Origin of the sequence: Herbaspirillum sp. C7C8, assembly GCF_022627875.1 — a bacterium.
Classification (GTDB): Bacteria; Pseudomonadota; Gammaproteobacteria; order Burkholderiales; family Burkholderiaceae_D; genus Herbaspirillum.
Genome location: NZ_JABXGG010000003.1, coordinates 47,639 through 62,938, shown reverse-complemented (window position 1 = coordinate 62,938; position 15,300 = coordinate 47,639). Strand labels below are relative to the sequence as shown.

The window sequence follows — 15,300 nt, the reverse complement described above, 5'->3', positions numbered from 1 at the left end:
GCCCGCAGCAAGGAAAGTCATGCGCAAGAGCAGTCCCCCGCGATCCGGTCCCGCCGCTGGCGGCAAGCCGGCCAAGCCCGTCAACCGTGGCCCGCATCAGGTACGCATCATCGGCGGCCAGTGGAAGCGCACGCCGCTGCCGGTGCTCGATGCCGAGGGCCTGCGCCCCACGCCGGACCGCGTGCGCGAGACCGTCTTCAACTGGATCACCCACCTGATCGACGGGCAGTGGGAGCAGGTGGCCTGCCTGGATCTGTTCGCCGGTTCCGGCGCGCTCGGTTTCGAGGCTGCCAGCCGGGGCGCGCGCCGCGTGGTGATGGTGGAAAACAGCGCGGCTGCCGTGCGCCAGCTGGAGTCCAATCGCGACAAGCTCAAGGCCGAGGCACTGGTCATCCTGCGCGGCGATGCCCTGGCCGCCGTGCACAATGCCGCCGGCCGCGAGGCTGCCGGCTACAGCCTGGTCTTCATCGATCCGCCGTACCACCAGGGCTGGCTGGAAAAAGTGTTGCCGGCGTGCATGCCTTTGCTCACGCCGTCCGGATTGATCTACGTGGAAGCCGAGTACCCATTGCAAGGCGAAGACGCGCCGGCCTGGATGCAGGACTGGGAAGTGGTGCGCGCCGACAAGGCCGGCATGGTCTTCTATCATTTATTGCAACGCAAAAGCGCTACCCAAATTGAGGCATAATGCGCCTTCTGATTCAATAGCCGGAGAGGAGACACCATGGTCACAGCCGTATATCCGGGGACATTCGATCCGTTGACGCGAGGACATGAGGACCTGGTCCGCCGCGCATCTGGGTTGTTCGACAAGCTGGTCGTGGGCGTAGCCGACAGCAAGAACAAGAAGCCCTTCTTCTCGCTCGAAGAGCGTCTGTCGATTGCCAATGAAGTGCTGGGGCACTACCCCAACGTGCAGGTGGAGAGTTTCTCGGGCCTGTTGAAGGATTTCGTGCGCCAGAACAATGCCCGCGTCATCGTGCGCGGCCTGCGTGCGGTGTCGGACTTCGAATACGAATTCCAGATGGCCGGCATGAACCGCTACCTGTTGCCGGACGTGGAAACGCTGTTCCTGACCCCGTCTGACCAGTACCAGTTCATCTCCGGCACCATCGTGCGCGAGATCGCCCAGCTGGGGGGGGACGTGTCCAAGTTCGTGTTCCCGTCGGTGGAGAAATGGCTCAAGGAAAAGATCGCCAAGCAATGATGTTTCAAGCAAGAGAGGTGCGGCAATGGCACTGATGATTACCGACGATTGCATCAACTGCGACGTCTGCGAACCGGAATGTCCCAACGAGGCCATTTACATGGGGCCGCAGATCTACGAGATCGATCCGGACAAATGTACCGAATGCGTGGGACATTTCGAGGAACCGCAGTGCCAGCAGGTCTGCCCGGTCGCGTGCATTCCCTTCAACCCGGCCTGGCGCGAGAGCCCCGAGCAGTTGATGGAGAAGTACGAACGCCTGCAGGCCCAGGCCAAGCGCAGTTGAGTCTGCACACCTGGCGGTGCTGCCAGGAAATGCCGTTCAGTGCTGCACTGAACGGCATTTTGATTTGGTGAATGCTGCTGCGCGCAGCATTCAACCTGCATGAATACTCGCTATCAGCGCCGACCATGCCAAGGCTGTTGCGGCGCAAGTAGAGTAGGCAGGTTTCCGGATTTTTCCATGCGCATCCACCCACACAGAACATGCACTCCCTCCCCAAATCCGCTGTTGCCGCCCTGCTGTTGAACACCACCATCTGGGGTCTGTCCTGGACCGGTACCCGCGCCCTGGAAGGCATGGGCCTGCATCCGGTCTGGGCCACGGCAGCCATCTTCAGCGCCTGCGCCTTGCTGCTGCTGACCTTGCGCTACCGTGAACTGCCACTGCTGTGGCGTCATCCGGCCTTGCTGGCCGTGGGGCTGGCCACCGGCCTGACCAATGCCTCCTTCAATGTCGCGGTGGCCTATGGCGATGTGGTGCGGGTGATCCTGCTGTTCTACCTGATGCCGGTATGGACCGTCATCCTGGCGCGCCTGGTGCTGCATGAAGCCATCACCCCGCGCTCGCTGGCGCGCGTGGCACTCGGGCTGAGCGGCGCCTTCATCGTGCTGTACCAGCCGCGTCTGGGCCTGCCGCTGCCGCAGAGCCTGCCGGACTGGATGGCAGTGGCTTCGGGCCTGCTGTTTGCGGTGACCAATGTGCTGTTGCGACGCCTGCACGGCCTCTCCGATGGCGCCCGCGCCGTGGCCATGCTGGCCGGCAGCGGCGTGCTGGCCAGTCTGTTGGGCGTGCTGCTGTCAGCCAGCGGCGTGATTGCCTGGCCGTTGCCCTTGCCAGCGGCCGCCGCGCCCGTGGTAGCGCTGTGGGCGTTGCTGTTCCTGGTATCGAATCTGAGCCTGCAATATGGGGTGGCGCGCCTGCCGGCCAATATCACGGCGGTCATCATGCTGGCCGAAATCCTGGTCGCGACCTTCTCGGCCTGGCTGCTCGGTGCAGCGGAACTCCGCGCGCAAGACCTCATCGGCGGCGTGCTCATCATCACCGCCCCCTGGATCGTGCGGGACCGCCCGGTGGCGGCGCAGCCTGCCTGATCAGTCGTGGGTGGCCAGCATGACGCGGTTGCGTCCGGCTTCCTTGGCCTGGTAGAGCGCCTGGTCGGCCGCCTTGAGCATGGCCTGCTTGACCTCGCCCGCCGCGCGCCCGCGATCCGGCGGTGACAGCGAGGCTGCGCCGATGGAGGCGGTGATGCGCAACGGATCGCGCGAGCCCTCGATCATCACGCCACGGCTGCAGATGCCGGCGCGGATGCGTTCGGCGATGCGTGCCGCGTCGTCGCGCGTGGCGTGGGTCAACAGCACCACGAATTCTTCCCCGCCGAAGCGACCCAGTGCATCCGACAGGCGCAGTTCCTTCTTGATGCGCGCAGCCACTTCGCGCAGCACGTCGTCCCCGCTCTGGTGGCCGAACTGGTCGTTGACGCGCTTGAAATGGTCGATGTCGATGAACAGGCAGGACAGTGCCGAGCGATCGCGCTGGCTGCGTGCCACTTCCTCCTGCATGCGTTGCTCGATGTAGCGGCGGTTGTTCACGCCCGTGAGCGGATCGGTCAGGCCGATGTGCTTCAGGCGCTCATTGTTGATGACGTTTTCCAGGCAGATGGCGGCTACCGTCGCCAGGCGCTGGATGAAGTCGGTGGCCAGCGTGCGCGTGAAACGCTCGGCATAGGCGCTGCCCAGCGACAGGTAGCCCAGCAGCCGGTGCTGGCGCACCAGCGGCAGCACTGCCACGCTCACCGGCTGGTAATGCGGGAACAGCGGCCCGTGCAGGGCCGGCACGTACTGGCCCAGGCGCGGTTTTTCGTCCGACAGCGGACCATCCTCGTCGATGAAGTGCAGCGGGTCCTTCAGGAACAGCAGCTTGGGGAATTCGTTCACGCCGATCTGCAGGTCGCGCAGGATGCGCTGGATCGCGTAGTCGCCATCGATGAGGGACAGCGTGACCGTCTCCAGGCTGAACACCCCCGGCATCACCGTGAGCATCACGTCGATGAGCTCGCGGAATTCGCTGGCACCGATCAGTTTCAGATCGAAGGCCTGATGGCGTTCGATGATGGACTGGTTGATGTGCGCCTGCTGCAGCAGATCCTGCAGCTCGCTCCTCAGTTGTTCGTTGTCGGCAATCAGCGATTCCATATCGATGGTCGATGTCATGTGCTCATCTGCATATTCCGGCGTGCGGCCGGCCCCTTGCCCAAACCGGTCGCCCGGTCACCCTACAGCCCGCCACGTGCGGGGTGGGCGGTCTGACTGCCTGTGCTGCAATTTGCGAGTTGCGATCTGCGATCTGATCCGACGTTATCGGCAGGGCGGGCCGCAAATGAAGGCCCCATCCCCTCCCTGATACCGAGCAAGAAGCGTTCCCGTCCGCCTGCCTGCTGCTGCCGGCCGGGGCCGACTCAGGCTGCCTGCGGGGCGAAGAAGCGTTCGCCCATCTCATCCAGTCCCAGCGTGCGCAATACTTCCTGCAGGCGCTCGGCCGGACGGCGGCGCGGCAGGTCGCGGTATTGCGCAATGATCAACTCGTTCTTCATCGAATGTTCCCAGCCCACCAGCTCGGTCACGCTGACCTTGTAACCATGCGCTTCCAGCTGCAGGCAGCGCAGCACATTGGTGACCTGGCTGCCGAATTCGCGGGTATGCAGCGGATGGCGCCAGATCTCGGTGAGCGAATTGGAGAGCGACTTGCCCTTGTTGCGATTGAGCACCGAGGCCACTTCGGCCTGGCAGCAGGGCACCAGGACGATGAAGCGCGCTTCCTTGGCCAGGGCGAAATGGATGGCGTCATCGGTGGCCGTATCGCAGGCATGCAGAGCGGTGACCACGTCGATCTTCTCCGGCAGGCTGGGCGAAGTGATCGAATCGGCCACCGACAGATTGAGGAAGGACATGCCGCCAAAGCCCAGGCGCGCGGCCAGTTGCTCGGACTTGCGCACCAGCTCCTCGCGGGTTTCGATGCCGTAGATGCGGGGCGCGCCCTGCAGGCCCTTGAAGAACAGGTCGTAGAGGATGAAGCCGAGATAGGACTTGCCCGCGCCATGGTCGACCAGGCTGACGTCGGGATGATCGTCCAGCACTTCTTGCAGCAGCGGTTCGATGAACTGGTAGAGGTGATAGACCTGCTTCAACTTGCGGCGGCTATCCTGATTCAGCTTGCCGTCGCGGGTGAGGATGTGCAGTTCCTTCAACAGCTCGATGGACTGGCCGGGCCGGATCTCATGCGCCTGCGGGGCGCTCTCGGCAGTGGATTTGGCCCGGTTCGGCTGGCGGCCGGGGGCGCTGTTGGCTTGCTTGCTCATGATGCTGCACTGGCGAAGGGCCGGCGCGCAGGCCGGCGGGGTGGATTCGGGGGCAGGGCGGCGAGCTCCGGAGCTCGGTAAAGGACTGCCGTGGCCGGGCATTTTACCCGATCCCGATGTCAACTTCGTGAAGTGCTGCTGCCGTGCGCGGCATGTTGCAAGCCGGCAAACATGCGCGCGCGGACCGATGCCAGGGCCTTACGCTACCCGCTCGATCACCAGCGCAATCCCCTGGCCCACGCCGATGCACATGGTGCACAGCGCATAGCGGCCACCGGTGCGCTCCAACTGGTTGAGGGCGGTCGTCACCAGCCGTGCGCCGGAAGCCCCCAGCGGATGACCGATGGCGATGGCGCCGCCATTCGGATTGACGTGCTCGGCATCGTCGGGCAAGCCGAGATCGCGCGTCACGGCCAGCCCCTGCGCGGCGAAGGCTTCGTTCAGTTCGATCACGTCCATCTGCGCCAGCGTCAGGCCGACCTGCGCCAGCACCTTGCGTGTCGCCGGCGCCGGACCAAAGCCCATGATGCGCGGCGCCACGCCCGCCGTGGCCATGCCCAGCACGCGCGCACGGGGCTTGAGGCGATACAGGTCGGCGGCCTTGGGCGAGGCCAGCAGCAGCGCGCAGGCACCGTCGTTGACGCCGGAGGCATTGCCTGCCGTGACCGTGCCATCGGGGCGCACCACGCCCTTGAGTCTGGCCAGCGTGGCCAGGGTCGTGTCCGGGCGCGGATGTTCGTCGGTGGTGACGATGAGCGGATCGCCCTTCTTCTGCGGGATGGTCAGCGCTGCGATCTCGCCCGCGAAGAAACCGGCCTCCTGTGCTGCGGCCCAGCGCTGCTGGCTGCGCAGAGCAAACGCGTCCTGGTCGGCACGGTTGATGTTGAAATCGGTGGCGACGTTTTCCGCCGTCTCGGGCATGGAGTCGATGCCGTACTGCGCCTTCATCAGCGGATTGACGAAGCGCCAGCCGATGGTGGTATCGAAGATCGCGGCACTGCGCGAGAAGGCCGATTCCGCCTTGCCCATCACGAAGGGCGCGCGCGTCATGCTCTCCACCCCGCCGGCGATCATCAGCTCCACCTCGCCCGACTTGATGGCGCGTGCAGCCATGCCCACCGCATCCAGGCTGGAGCCGCACAGGCGATTGATGGTGCTGCCCGGCACGTCGATGGGCAGGCCAGCCAGCAAACCGGCCATGCGGGCCACGTTGCGGTTGTCTTCACCGGCCTGGTTGGCGCAGCCGTAGAGGATGTCGTCGACGCGGCTCCAGTCCACGCCGGGGTTGCGCTCCATGAGGCTGCGAATGGGTGCGGCCGCCAGGTCGTCGGCGCGTACCGCGCCCAGGGCGCCACCGTAGCGTCCGAACGGGGTGCGAATGGCGTCACAAATCAATGCTTGCATAGGTCTCTTTCTTCCAGGATCAAGGGTTTGCGGGCCATGCCTCAGGCCGGGAGGGCCGACGCGACGGCGCTGTCGGCTTTCTTGCGATGGTCGATCACCCGTTTGGCCTTGCCCACCGAGGTGCGCTCGATCATGCCGGCCGGCACCACCGTCACCTTGGTGGAAATGCCCACATAGGTCTTGATGCTGTGCTGCAGTTCCTTCTCCAGTGCCTCCACGTGTTCGGTGGAGGCGTCCTCGCGCAGCTCGGCGAAGACGCACATGCTGTCCATGTGGCCGTGGCGTTCGATCTGCAATTGATACTGCGGGGCCAGTTGCGGCAGTTTCAGGATCAGCTCCTCGATCTGGGTCGGGAACACGTTCACGCCCCGGATGATGAGCATGTCATCCGAGCGTCCGGTGATCTTGCCGATGCGGCGCATGGAGCGCGAGGTCGGCGGCAACAGGCGCGTGAGGTCGCGGGTGCGGTAGCGGATCATCGGCAGCGCTTCCTTGGAGAGCGAAGTAAAGACCAGTTCGCCCTCCTCGCCGTCGGGCAGCACTTCGCCGGTATCAGGATCGATGATCTCGGGATAGAAATGGTCTTCCCAGATCACCGGACCATCCTTGCTCTCGATGCACTCGCTGGCCACGCCCGGTCCCATCACCTCCGACAGACCATAGATGTCCACCGCATCGATGCCGGCGCGCTGCTCGATTTCGCGGCGCATGGCATCGGTCCAGGGCTCGGCACCGAAGATGCCGACCTTGAGCGAACTGGCGGCAGGGTCCAGCCCCTGGCGCTGGAATTCCTCGATCACGTTGAGCATGTAGGAGGGCGTGACCATGATGATGGCCGGCTTGAAATCGCGAATGAGCTGTACCTGCTTTTCAGTCTGGCCGCCCGACATGGGGATGACGGTGCAGCCCAGCTTTTCCGCACCGTAGTGCGCGCCCAGCCCCCCGGTGAACAGACCATAGCCATAGGAAATCTGCACGATGTCACCGGCACGTCCACCGGCGGCGCGAATGGAGCGCGCCACCACCGTGGCCCAGGTGTCGATGTCATTGCGCGTGTAGCCCACCACGGTGGGCTTGCCGGTGGTGCCGCTGGAGGCATGCACCCGCACTACCTGCTCGCGCGGTACGGCGAACATGCCGAAGGGATAGTGGTCGCGCAGATCCTGCTTGGTAGTGAAGGGAAACCTGGACAGATCCGACAGGCTCTTCAAGTCGTCCGGGTGCACCCCGGCCTGGTCGAAGGCATGGCGATAGTGCGCCACGTTTTCATAGGCATGCTTGAGCGACCATTTCAGGCGTTGCAGTTGCAGCGCCTGCAGTTCGTCGCGACTGGCCGTTTCGATGGGCTCCAGATCGCCGGGTTGGGGAGTGCGGGTGGTCATGGTGGTCTCCTGTCTCTGTTGATGTTGGTGTTCTTTTTTTTTGCGCGGTCACTGCGCAGCCTGCAGGCCGCTGATCACCTCGCCTCTGATGCGATAGGACTTGCCCCGGAACAGCGCAATGATCTTGCCGTCCTGGTTGCTCACGGTGATGTCGTAGACCCCGGTGCGGCCGGCCAGCGTGCGTTCCTGCGCCTCGGCGATCAGCACGTCGTTGCGCATGGCCGGTGCCACGTAGTCGATGCTGCACCCCGATGCCACGGTGTTGAGGTTACGGCTGTTGCAGGCAAATGCAAAGCTGCTGTCGGCCAGCGCGAAGATGAACCCGCCGTGGCAGGTGGCGTGGCCATTGAGCATGTCGCTGCGCACCAGCATGCTCATGCGCGCCCGGCCCGGTGCGATCTCCAGGATCTTCATCCCCAGCGCCTGGGAGGCGTTGTCGCGCGGGTACATGGCTTGCACCGTGGCCTCGGCCAGGGTTTGCGGATCCATCTCGGTCGATGGGGATGATAAGGCGGTCTCACTCATGGAATTTCCTCCCGGAAGCTTGCAGGCGTTGAAGCAGGGGCGAGACCCGATAGCGGTCTTCGCCATAGGTGGCACTGAGCTGGCGCAGTACGTTGGTGACGGTGTCGATGCCGATGGCGTCGGCCCAGGCAAGCGGGCCACGCGGATAGTTCACGCCCTTCTGCATGGCCATGTCGGCATCGCTCCGACTGCACACGCCCTGGTTGACGGCATCGGCGGCTTCATTGGCGAGCATGCAGACGGTGCGCATGACCACCATGCCCGGCACGTCCTGCATGGCCGAGACCGCAAAGCCGCAGGACTGCAGCACCGCGAGCACGGCCTGGCAGGCGCGGTCGCGACACTGGTCGGCGCGCGTCACGCCCAGGCGGGTGGCGCGGGCATAGTCCAGCGCCAGGTCCACCAGCACCACGTCGGGCATGTTGTAGTCGTAGGATTGCTGGGTCGCGCTACGGCCTTCGGTGACGTACAGGCGGCCGGGGCCGGCCTTCATCAGCAGGTGGTCGGCGCGTGGCCCGTGGTATTCCACGCGGCCCTGGTAGCGCGCGCGGATCACTTCCACCAGCGGATGCGTCCCGAACAATTGCAGTGGCACCGTGGGTAGCTCGTACTCGGGTTCGGTCGCCGGCTGGGGGATCTCGGCATCCTCGCCATAGCGATAGAAACCGCGCCCGCTCTTGCGGCCCAGCAATCCGGCCTGCACCAGTTCCTGCTGGATCAGCGAGGGCGTAAAACGCGGGTCGTTGAAGAAGGCATGGAATACCGATTGCGTGACGGCGAAGTTGACGTCATGTCCGATCAGGTCCATCAGCTCGAAGGCACCCATGCGGAAACCGCCGCTCTCGCGCAGCAGGGCGTCGATGGTGGCCGGGTGCGCGCCGCCTTCGTTGAGCACCCGCAAGGCTTCGGCGTAGTAGGGACGGGCCAGACGGTTGACGATGAAGCCCGGGGTCGAGCTGGCCACCACCGGGACCTTGCCCCAGGCCAGCGCGGTGTCGTGCAGGCATTGCACCACGGTGGCGTCACTGCGCACGCCACGGATGACTTCCACCAGGGCCATCTGCGGCACGGGGTTGAAGAAGTGAAGTCCCGCCAGGCGCTCGGGATGACGCAGCGTGGCCGCGATATGGGTGATCGAGAGCGAGGAGGTATTGCTGGCCAAGAGGCATTGCGCATCGACCAGGTCTTCCAGCTTGCCGAACAGTTCCTGCTTGGCGCCGAGCTGTTCGACGATGGCTTCGATCACCAGGCGTGCATCGCGCATCTCCTGCAGGGTGTGGGCAACGCAGAGCCGGTCACTGGCGGCGTGAGCCTCTTCGGCGGGGATCTTGCCCTTGTTGGCCAGTTTGTCGAGACCGGCGCGGATGTCGGCGATAGCCTTGGCCGCCGCGCCTTCGCGGCTGTCGTAAAGTTGCACCGGATGCCCGGCCAGCGCGGCCACCTGGGCGATACCGGCGCCCATGGTGCCGCTGCCGATGACGGCCACCGGGGCCGTGGCGGGCAGGGCGTGCCTGATGTCTGCCGCGTTCATGTCATTGCCCCGTGAACTGCGGCGCGCGCTTTTCTAGGAAGGCGCTCACGCCCTCGCGGTAATCCCGGCTGTGGCCGAGCGCGCGCATGGTGTCGCGTTCCAGGTCCAGCTGCTGCGCCAGGGTGTTGGCCGGGCTGGCATGGAGCGTGGCCTTGGTGGCGGCCAGGCCCTTGGTGGGGGCGCGGGCGAAGTGTTCCGCCATGGCGCGTGCCTGCTCCATCAACTGGTCGTCCTCCACGCATTTCCAGATCAGACCCCAGCGTTCGGCCTGCTCGGCGCTGATCTTCTCGCCCAGCAGCGCCATGCCCATGGCGCGCGCCGTACCCACCAGGCGCGGCAGGAAGTAGGTGCCGCCGGTATCGGGAATGAGCCCCAGCTTGCAGAACACTTCCACGAAGCTGGCCGAGCGCGCGGCCAGCACGATGTCGCAGGCCAGCGGCAGGTTTGCACCCGCACCGGCGGCCACGCCGTTGACGGCGCAGATCACCGGGAAGGGCAGCGCACGCAGCGACTTCACCAGCGGACCGTAGTACTTGTCGATGGATTCGCCCAGGTCGACGGCACCGTCACCGGGTTTGACGGCGCGGTCGCCCAGGTCCTGGCCGGCGCAGAAGCCGCGTCCGGCGCCGGTGAGCAGCAGCACCCGCACGCTGGTGTCGGCCTGCAGCGCGGCGATGGCCTCGCGCAGTTCCAGGTGCATGGCCACGGTGAAGCTGTTGAGCTTGTCGGGGCGGTTCAGCGTGATGACGGCGATGCCGTCGCGGTTCTCGAAGAGGATGGATGAGTAGCTCATGGGCTCGGAAAAAGTAAGGGGCGGGGAAGAGCGTCAGTCTCAGTTGTCCTGGTCGAAGTCCAGCAGCAGCTTGTCGCTGACCGGGAAGGACTGGCAGCTCAGGACGAAGCCGCGGGCGATCTCGTAGTCTTCCAGGGCGTAGTTGGCATCCATGTCGACCTTGCCCTCGACCACCTTGCAGCGGCAGGTGGCGCACACGCCACCCTTGCAGGAGTAGCGCAGGTCGATGCCGTGCTTCAGGCCGGCATCGAGCACGGATTCCTTTTCCTTGTCCATGGTGAAGACGTTGTGATAGCCGTCGACGATCACCGTGACCTCGCATTCCTTCCTGCCCACCACCGGGCGCGAGGCGTGCGCACGCGTCGGCGTGCTGGCGGCAAACAATTCGGTCTTGATCTGCGTCTTGGGCATGCCATGTGCCTGCAGAGAATCGGAGACGGCCTGCACCATTTCTTCGGGACCGCAGAGGAAGGCCGCGTCCATGTCCTTGAGATCTATCCAGGAAGCGAAGAAGGCATCGCACTTCTTGCGGTCGATGCGTCCGTTGAACAGTTCCACGTCCTGCTGCTCGCGGCTCATCACCCAGATCACGTTCAGACGTTCGAGGTAGGCATCCTTGAGGTCGGTGAGTTCTTCCTTGAAGATCACCGAAGACGAGGCGCGATTGGCATAGACCAAAGTAAAGCGGCTGTGCGGCTCGGTCAGCAGCGTGGTCTTGATGATGGAGATCATCGGCGTGATGCCGCTGCCGGCGGCAAAGGCCAGGTAGTGCTTGCGGTTGGCGGCATCCAGCGGAACGTTGAAGTGGCCCATGGGCGGCATCACCTCGATACTTTGTCCCGGGACAAAGGACTCATTGGCCCAGTTCGAGAACAGTCCGCCGGGGACGCGCTTGATGGCGACCCGCAACTGCTTTTCCTGGGTGGCCGCGCAGATCGAATAGGAGCGGCGCAATTCCTCGCCCTCGATGTGCGAGCGCAGCGTCAGGTGCTGGCCCTGCTGATAGGCGAAGGTATCCTGCAATTCGGCCGGGACGGCGAAGGAGACCACGATGGTATCGCGCGTTTCCTGTTTCACGCCCGAGATGGTCAGTGGATAGAATTTGCTCATGATGTTGTGCCTTGGTTCTGGGACATTGAGCACGGCTCAATGCGCCTTGAAGTAATCGAACGGCTCGCGGCAGTCCTTGCACTGGTACAGCGCCTTGCAGGAAGTGGAGCCGAACTGGCTCACGCACACCGTCTGCATCGAACCGCAATGCGGGCAGGGAACCTGCGGTGCGGCCTGTCGCCGGATGCTGATGCCGCGGATGTCGACGACCTGCTGTGCCGGTGGCGCGATGCCGTATTGCTGCAGGTTGCGACGGCCTTTCTCGCTCATCCAGTCAGTGTTCCAGGCCGGTGCCAGCTGGGTGCGGATGGCCACCTCGGTCAGTCCGTGCTGCTTGAGCGCCGCGCCGATCTCCTGGGCGATTACGCCCATGGCCGGGCAGCCGGAATAGGTCGGGGTGATGACCACCGTGCAGCGTGCCGCCCCGGCATCCTCCTCGGAGACCTCGACGGCGCGCACGATGCCCAGGTCCACCACCGAAATGACCGGAATCTCCGGATCGGGAATGGCTTGCAGCCATTCCCAGATCCTTGCCTGGAGCGCCTGCGCAGGCGATGCCAGCTCGCTCACCAACTGGCTCCGGGATAGGTGCGCTGCAAGAACTGCATTTCCGCCAGCAGGTAGCCCAGGTGTTCGGTATGTCGGCCCTGCTTGCCGCCGCTCTGCATCCACAGGCCCGCAGCCGGCAGTTGCAGCGTGGCTTCGCGCATCACCTCGGTGACGTGCTGCTGCCACTTCTGTTGCAGTTCGCCCAGGTCCGGTGCGATACCGTCGGCCTGCATGGCCTGATCCAGCGTGTCGGCCGTAAACAGTTCGCCGGTGTACATCCACAGGGCGTCGATGGCGTCCTGCATGCGGCGATGGCTTTCTTCGGTGCCGTCACCCAGGCGGATCATCAGATCGGTACTGCGGCGCACGTGGTAGGTGACTTCCTTGAGACACTTCTGCGCAATCTCGACGATGCGTGCATCACTGCTCTCGCACAGTCCTTCGAGCAGGAAGTAATGCCAGACATCGAAGAGGAACTGACGCGCCAGCGTATCGGCATAGCTGCCATTGGGCAGCTCCACCAGCAGCAGGTTGTGGAACTGATGGGCATCGCGCAGGAAGGCCAGTTGATCTTCGTTGCGGCCCGCACCTTCCAGTTCGGCGGCGTAGGCCAGCCACAGGCGGGCCTGGCCGATCAGGTCCAGCGAGACGTTGATGAGCGCCATGTCTTCTTCCAGCGCCGGGCCCTTGCCGCACCATTCGGAGAGGCGTTGCGAGAGCACCAGGGCGTTGTCGCCCAGGCGTCGCACGTAATCGGTTTTGTGGGTCATGGTGCTTACCTCTTACAGGTTCTTCAGCTCAGCCGGCATGGGGAAGAAGGTCGGATGGCGATACACCTTGCTGTTGGCCGGCTCGAACAGCGGCGCCTTGTCGCCCGGGCTGGAAGAGACGATGTCGGCGGCACGCACCACCCAGATGCCCACGCCTTCATTGCGGCGGGTGTAGACGTCGCGCGCATTGTTGATGGCCATCTCGCCATCGGGGGCGTGCAGGCTGCCGACGTGTTTGTGGGCCAGACCGTGCTGGCTGCGGATGAAGACTTCCCAGAGAGGCCATTCCTTGCTCATGATGCTTTTCCTTGTTGGCGGGCCGCTGTCATGGCGGCCACTGGCATGGTTGTGTGTGAAACGAATCGGATCGGATATCGAAGCGGCGACTCAGGCCGCCTTGCGCGCGGCCCGCTTGTCGGCATGCGCCACCAGCGCATCGCGGAACCAGGCGCCGTCGTCGTAGGCTTTCTTGCGGGTGGCCAGGCGTTCGCGGTTGCAGGGGCCGTTGCCGCGCAGGACGTTGTGGAATTCGTCCCAGTTGATTTCACCGAAGTCATAGCGGCCACGTTCTTCGTTCCACTTGAGGTCGGGGTCGGGAACTGTGAGGCCCAGGTATTCGATCTGCGGGATGGTCTGGTCGACCATGCGCTGGCGCAGTTCATCGTTGGAGAACAGCTTGATGCGCCACTGCATCGATTGGGCGCTGTTGACCGATTCTGCATCGGAGGGACCGAACATCATCAGCGCCGGCCACCACCAGCGGTTCAGCGCATCCTGCGCCATCTGCTTCTGCTCGGGCGTGCCGCGGCACAGCGCCAGCATGATGTCGTAGCCCTGGCGGGCGTGGAAGGATTCCTCCTTGCACACGCGCACCATGGCGCGCGAGTAGGGACCATAGGAGCAGCGGCACAGCGGGATCTGGTTGATGATGGCCGAGCCATCCACCAGCCAGCCGATGGCGCCCATGTCGGCCCAGCTCAGGGTCGGATAGTTGAAGATGCTGGAGTACTTGGCACGTCCCGCATGCAGATCGTCCAGCAGTGCATCGCGCGACACGCCCAGGGTTTCGGCCGCGCTGTAAAGATAGAGACCGTGACCGGCCTCATCCTGTATCTTGGCCAGCAGGATGGCCTTGCGTTCCAGGGTCGGGGCGCGCGTGACCCAGTTGGCCTCGGGCAGCTGGCCGACGATTTCCGAATGCGCGTGCTGCGAGATCTGGCGCACCAGCGTCTTGCGATAAGCGTCGGGCATCCAGTCCTTGGGCTCGATCTTGACCCCGGCATCGATGCGGGCCTGGAAGGCTTGCTCTTGGGCGGACATGTCCTCGGCGCTGCGCACCTTGGCCAGTCCGGTTTCTACGAGTTGTGCATACATGTGCTTCTCCGTGAAGGTGAATCACGCGGGTGAAGGACGAACGCGGTCCTTGCCGCAAGGCCAGGCCCTGCGTCTGCGTGAGTTGAAACCGCGAAACTGAAAAATGCTGCTTGCTAGGCCCGCCTGGCCGCGATCAGCGGCTCGACGAAGGGGGCGGCCAGGCTCGGCCGGTTCTCTTCGATCTGCTGCAAGGGGCTGACCTCCCGCAGGCTCTTCAGGCTGCGTTTGGTGAGGTCGTGATAGGTCTCGGTACCGGCCCGTTTCCAGGCCATCTCTTCTTCCGTCAATGCGCGCACCACCTTGGCCGGCAGCCCGGCCACCAGCATGCGCGGGGCAATCTGCATGCCGGCACGCACGAAGGCGCTGGCCGCGACGATGGATTGTTCTCCCACCACCGCATCATCCATCACCACGGCATTCATGCCGACCAGCGCGTCGCGCTCGACGGTGCAGCTGTGCAGCACCGCGCCGTGACCGATGTGACCGTTCTCGCCCACCACCGTGTCATGTCCGGGGAAGCCGTGGACCACGCAGGTGTCCTGCACGTTGGCCCCACGCTTGAGCACGATGCGGCCGAAGTCGCCGCGCAGACAGGCGGCCGGACCGACATAGCAGTCCGGGCCGACGATGACGTCGCCGATCAGCACCGCCGTCGGATGCACATAGGCGGTCGGGTCGACCACCGGGATCACGCCTTCGATCGAGTAACAGGGCACAGCGTCTCCTTTGCCAGCGTGTCGCCTCGGGCGCAGCGGCTCCTTGTGGTGGCAGCGCTGTGGCGATTGCCTGGCTTTCCTTGTTGAAACGCTGGAAAAAACCATTTGCCTGGCGCTGTTTTTTGAGGAATAATAATTTCGACCGACCGGTTGGTCAATAATGTTTTAAAGATTTTTTCTGACCGCTTCGGGAGGTATCGGGTTTCGGACAGGGCAGGGAGGCTTGCAGAGCGGGATGTCTCCGATAGATGTTTCGTAAGAGTTTTGATTTACGGCACAATCATGACTTTGCGGAAATATC

16 protein-coding genes and 1 pseudogene are annotated in these 15,300 nt (G+C 64.2%); 4 read left to right on the top strand and 13 right to left on the bottom strand.

Annotation, left to right across the window (positions count from 1 at the left end; genetic code table 11):
- Positions 1-19: 19 nt before the first annotated feature.
- The 4 genes and pseudogenes from rsmD to HWE01_RS04795 all read left to right on the top strand — a co-directional run bounded on the left by rsmD (position 20) and on the right by HWE01_RS04795 (position 2,581).
- Complete coding sequence (rsmD, locus tag HWE01_RS04810; RefSeq protein WP_008332598.1) at positions 20-688, top strand: 16S rRNA (guanine(966)-N(2))-methyltransferase RsmD; 669 nt, start codon at positions 20-22, stop codon at positions 686-688.
- 36 nt (positions 689-724) lie between these two features.
- Complete coding sequence (gene coaD / locus HWE01_RS04805; RefSeq protein ID WP_006461533.1) at positions 725-1,207, top strand: pantetheine-phosphate adenylyltransferase; 483 nt, start codon at positions 725-727, stop codon at positions 1,205-1,207.
- Positions 1,200-1,493, top strand: a pseudogene (locus tag HWE01_RS04800) (YfhL family 4Fe-4S dicluster ferredoxin); the annotation flags it as partial. The gene coaD and the pseudogene HWE01_RS04800, both read left to right, overlap by 8 nt.
- A 200-nt stretch (positions 1,494-1,693) precedes the next feature.
- The gene (locus tag HWE01_RS04795; protein ID WP_241821198.1) at positions 1,694-2,581 is read left to right on the top strand and encodes a DMT family transporter; all 888 of its coding nucleotides are present in this window, start codon (positions 1,694-1,696) and stop codon (positions 2,579-2,581) included.
- Here the strand turns inward: HWE01_RS04795 and HWE01_RS04790 are convergent, their stop codons facing one another.
- The 13 genes from HWE01_RS04790 to HWE01_RS04730 form a co-directional block, all read right to left on the bottom strand.
- Positions 2,582-3,700 (bottom strand): sensor domain-containing diguanylate cyclase, encoded by a 1,119-nt coding sequence (locus tag HWE01_RS04790; RefSeq protein WP_008332590.1) that lies wholly within the window; start codon positions 3,698-3,700, stop codon positions 2,582-2,584.
- A 245-nt stretch (positions 3,701-3,945) separates the two neighbouring features.
- Positions 3,946-4,845 (bottom strand): class I SAM-dependent methyltransferase, encoded by a 900-nt coding sequence (locus HWE01_RS04785; RefSeq protein WP_241821197.1) that lies wholly within the window; start codon positions 4,843-4,845, stop codon positions 3,946-3,948.
- A gap of 198 nt (positions 4,846-5,043) precedes the next feature.
- A complete protein-coding gene (gene pcaF / locus HWE01_RS04780; protein ID WP_008332586.1) occupies positions 5,044-6,249 on the bottom strand; it encodes a 3-oxoadipyl-CoA thiolase in 1,206 nt (401 codons plus the stop codon).
- Between the two features lie 41 nt (positions 6,250-6,290).
- Positions 6,291-7,631 (bottom strand): phenylacetate--CoA ligase PaaK, encoded by a 1,341-nt coding sequence (paaK, locus tag HWE01_RS04775; RefSeq protein ID WP_175345083.1) that lies wholly within the window; start codon positions 7,629-7,631, stop codon positions 6,291-6,293.
- A 48-nt stretch (positions 7,632-7,679) separates the two neighbouring features.
- The gene (gene paaI / locus HWE01_RS04770; RefSeq protein ID WP_008332584.1) at positions 7,680-8,156 is read right to left on the bottom strand and encodes a hydroxyphenylacetyl-CoA thioesterase PaaI; all 477 of its coding nucleotides are present in this window, start codon (positions 8,154-8,156) and stop codon (positions 7,680-7,682) included.
- On the bottom strand, positions 8,149-9,687 hold the full coding sequence (locus HWE01_RS04765; protein WP_241821196.1) for a 3-hydroxyacyl-CoA dehydrogenase: 1,539 nt from the start codon (positions 9,685-9,687) through the stop codon (positions 8,149-8,151). The genes paaI and HWE01_RS04765 overlap by 8 nt, the downstream gene beginning before the upstream one ends.
- Before the next feature lies 1 nt (position 9,688).
- Complete coding sequence (gene paaG / locus HWE01_RS04760; protein WP_241821195.1) at positions 9,689-10,480, bottom strand: 2-(1,2-epoxy-1,2-dihydrophenyl)acetyl-CoA isomerase PaaG; 792 nt, start codon at positions 10,478-10,480, stop codon at positions 9,689-9,691.
- Between the two features lie 39 nt (positions 10,481-10,519).
- Positions 10,520-11,590, bottom strand: coding sequence for a 1,2-phenylacetyl-CoA epoxidase subunit PaaE (gene paaE / locus HWE01_RS04755; protein WP_241821194.1), 1,071 nt, complete (start codon positions 11,588-11,590; stop codon positions 10,520-10,522).
- Between the two features lie 36 nt (positions 11,591-11,626).
- Positions 11,627-12,160, bottom strand: coding sequence for a 1,2-phenylacetyl-CoA epoxidase subunit PaaD (paaD, locus tag HWE01_RS04750; RefSeq protein ID WP_008332578.1), 534 nt, complete (start codon positions 12,158-12,160; stop codon positions 11,627-11,629).
- On the bottom strand, positions 12,157-12,909 hold the full coding sequence (gene paaC / locus HWE01_RS04745; RefSeq protein WP_241821193.1) for a 1,2-phenylacetyl-CoA epoxidase subunit PaaC: 753 nt from the start codon (positions 12,907-12,909) through the stop codon (positions 12,157-12,159). The genes paaD and paaC overlap by 4 nt, the downstream gene beginning before the upstream one ends.
- A gap of 12 nt (positions 12,910-12,921) precedes the next feature.
- Positions 12,922-13,206 carry a 1,2-phenylacetyl-CoA epoxidase subunit PaaB gene (gene paaB / locus HWE01_RS04740; RefSeq protein ID WP_008332574.1) on the bottom strand — a complete coding sequence of 95 codons (285 nt, stop codon included), beginning with the start codon at positions 13,204-13,206 and terminating at the stop codon, positions 12,922-12,924.
- A 90-nt stretch (positions 13,207-13,296) separates the two neighbouring features.
- Positions 13,297-14,283 (bottom strand): 1,2-phenylacetyl-CoA epoxidase subunit PaaA, encoded by a 987-nt coding sequence (gene paaA, locus HWE01_RS04735; protein ID WP_008332572.1) that lies wholly within the window; start codon positions 14,281-14,283, stop codon positions 13,297-13,299.
- Positions 14,284-14,396: 113 nt separating this feature from the next.
- Positions 14,397-14,999: a phenylacetic acid degradation protein PaaY gene (locus tag HWE01_RS04730; protein ID WP_008332571.1), complete on the bottom strand. Its 603-nt coding sequence runs from the start codon at positions 14,997-14,999 to the stop codon at positions 14,397-14,399.
- Between the last annotated feature and the right edge of the window lie 301 nt (positions 15,000-15,300).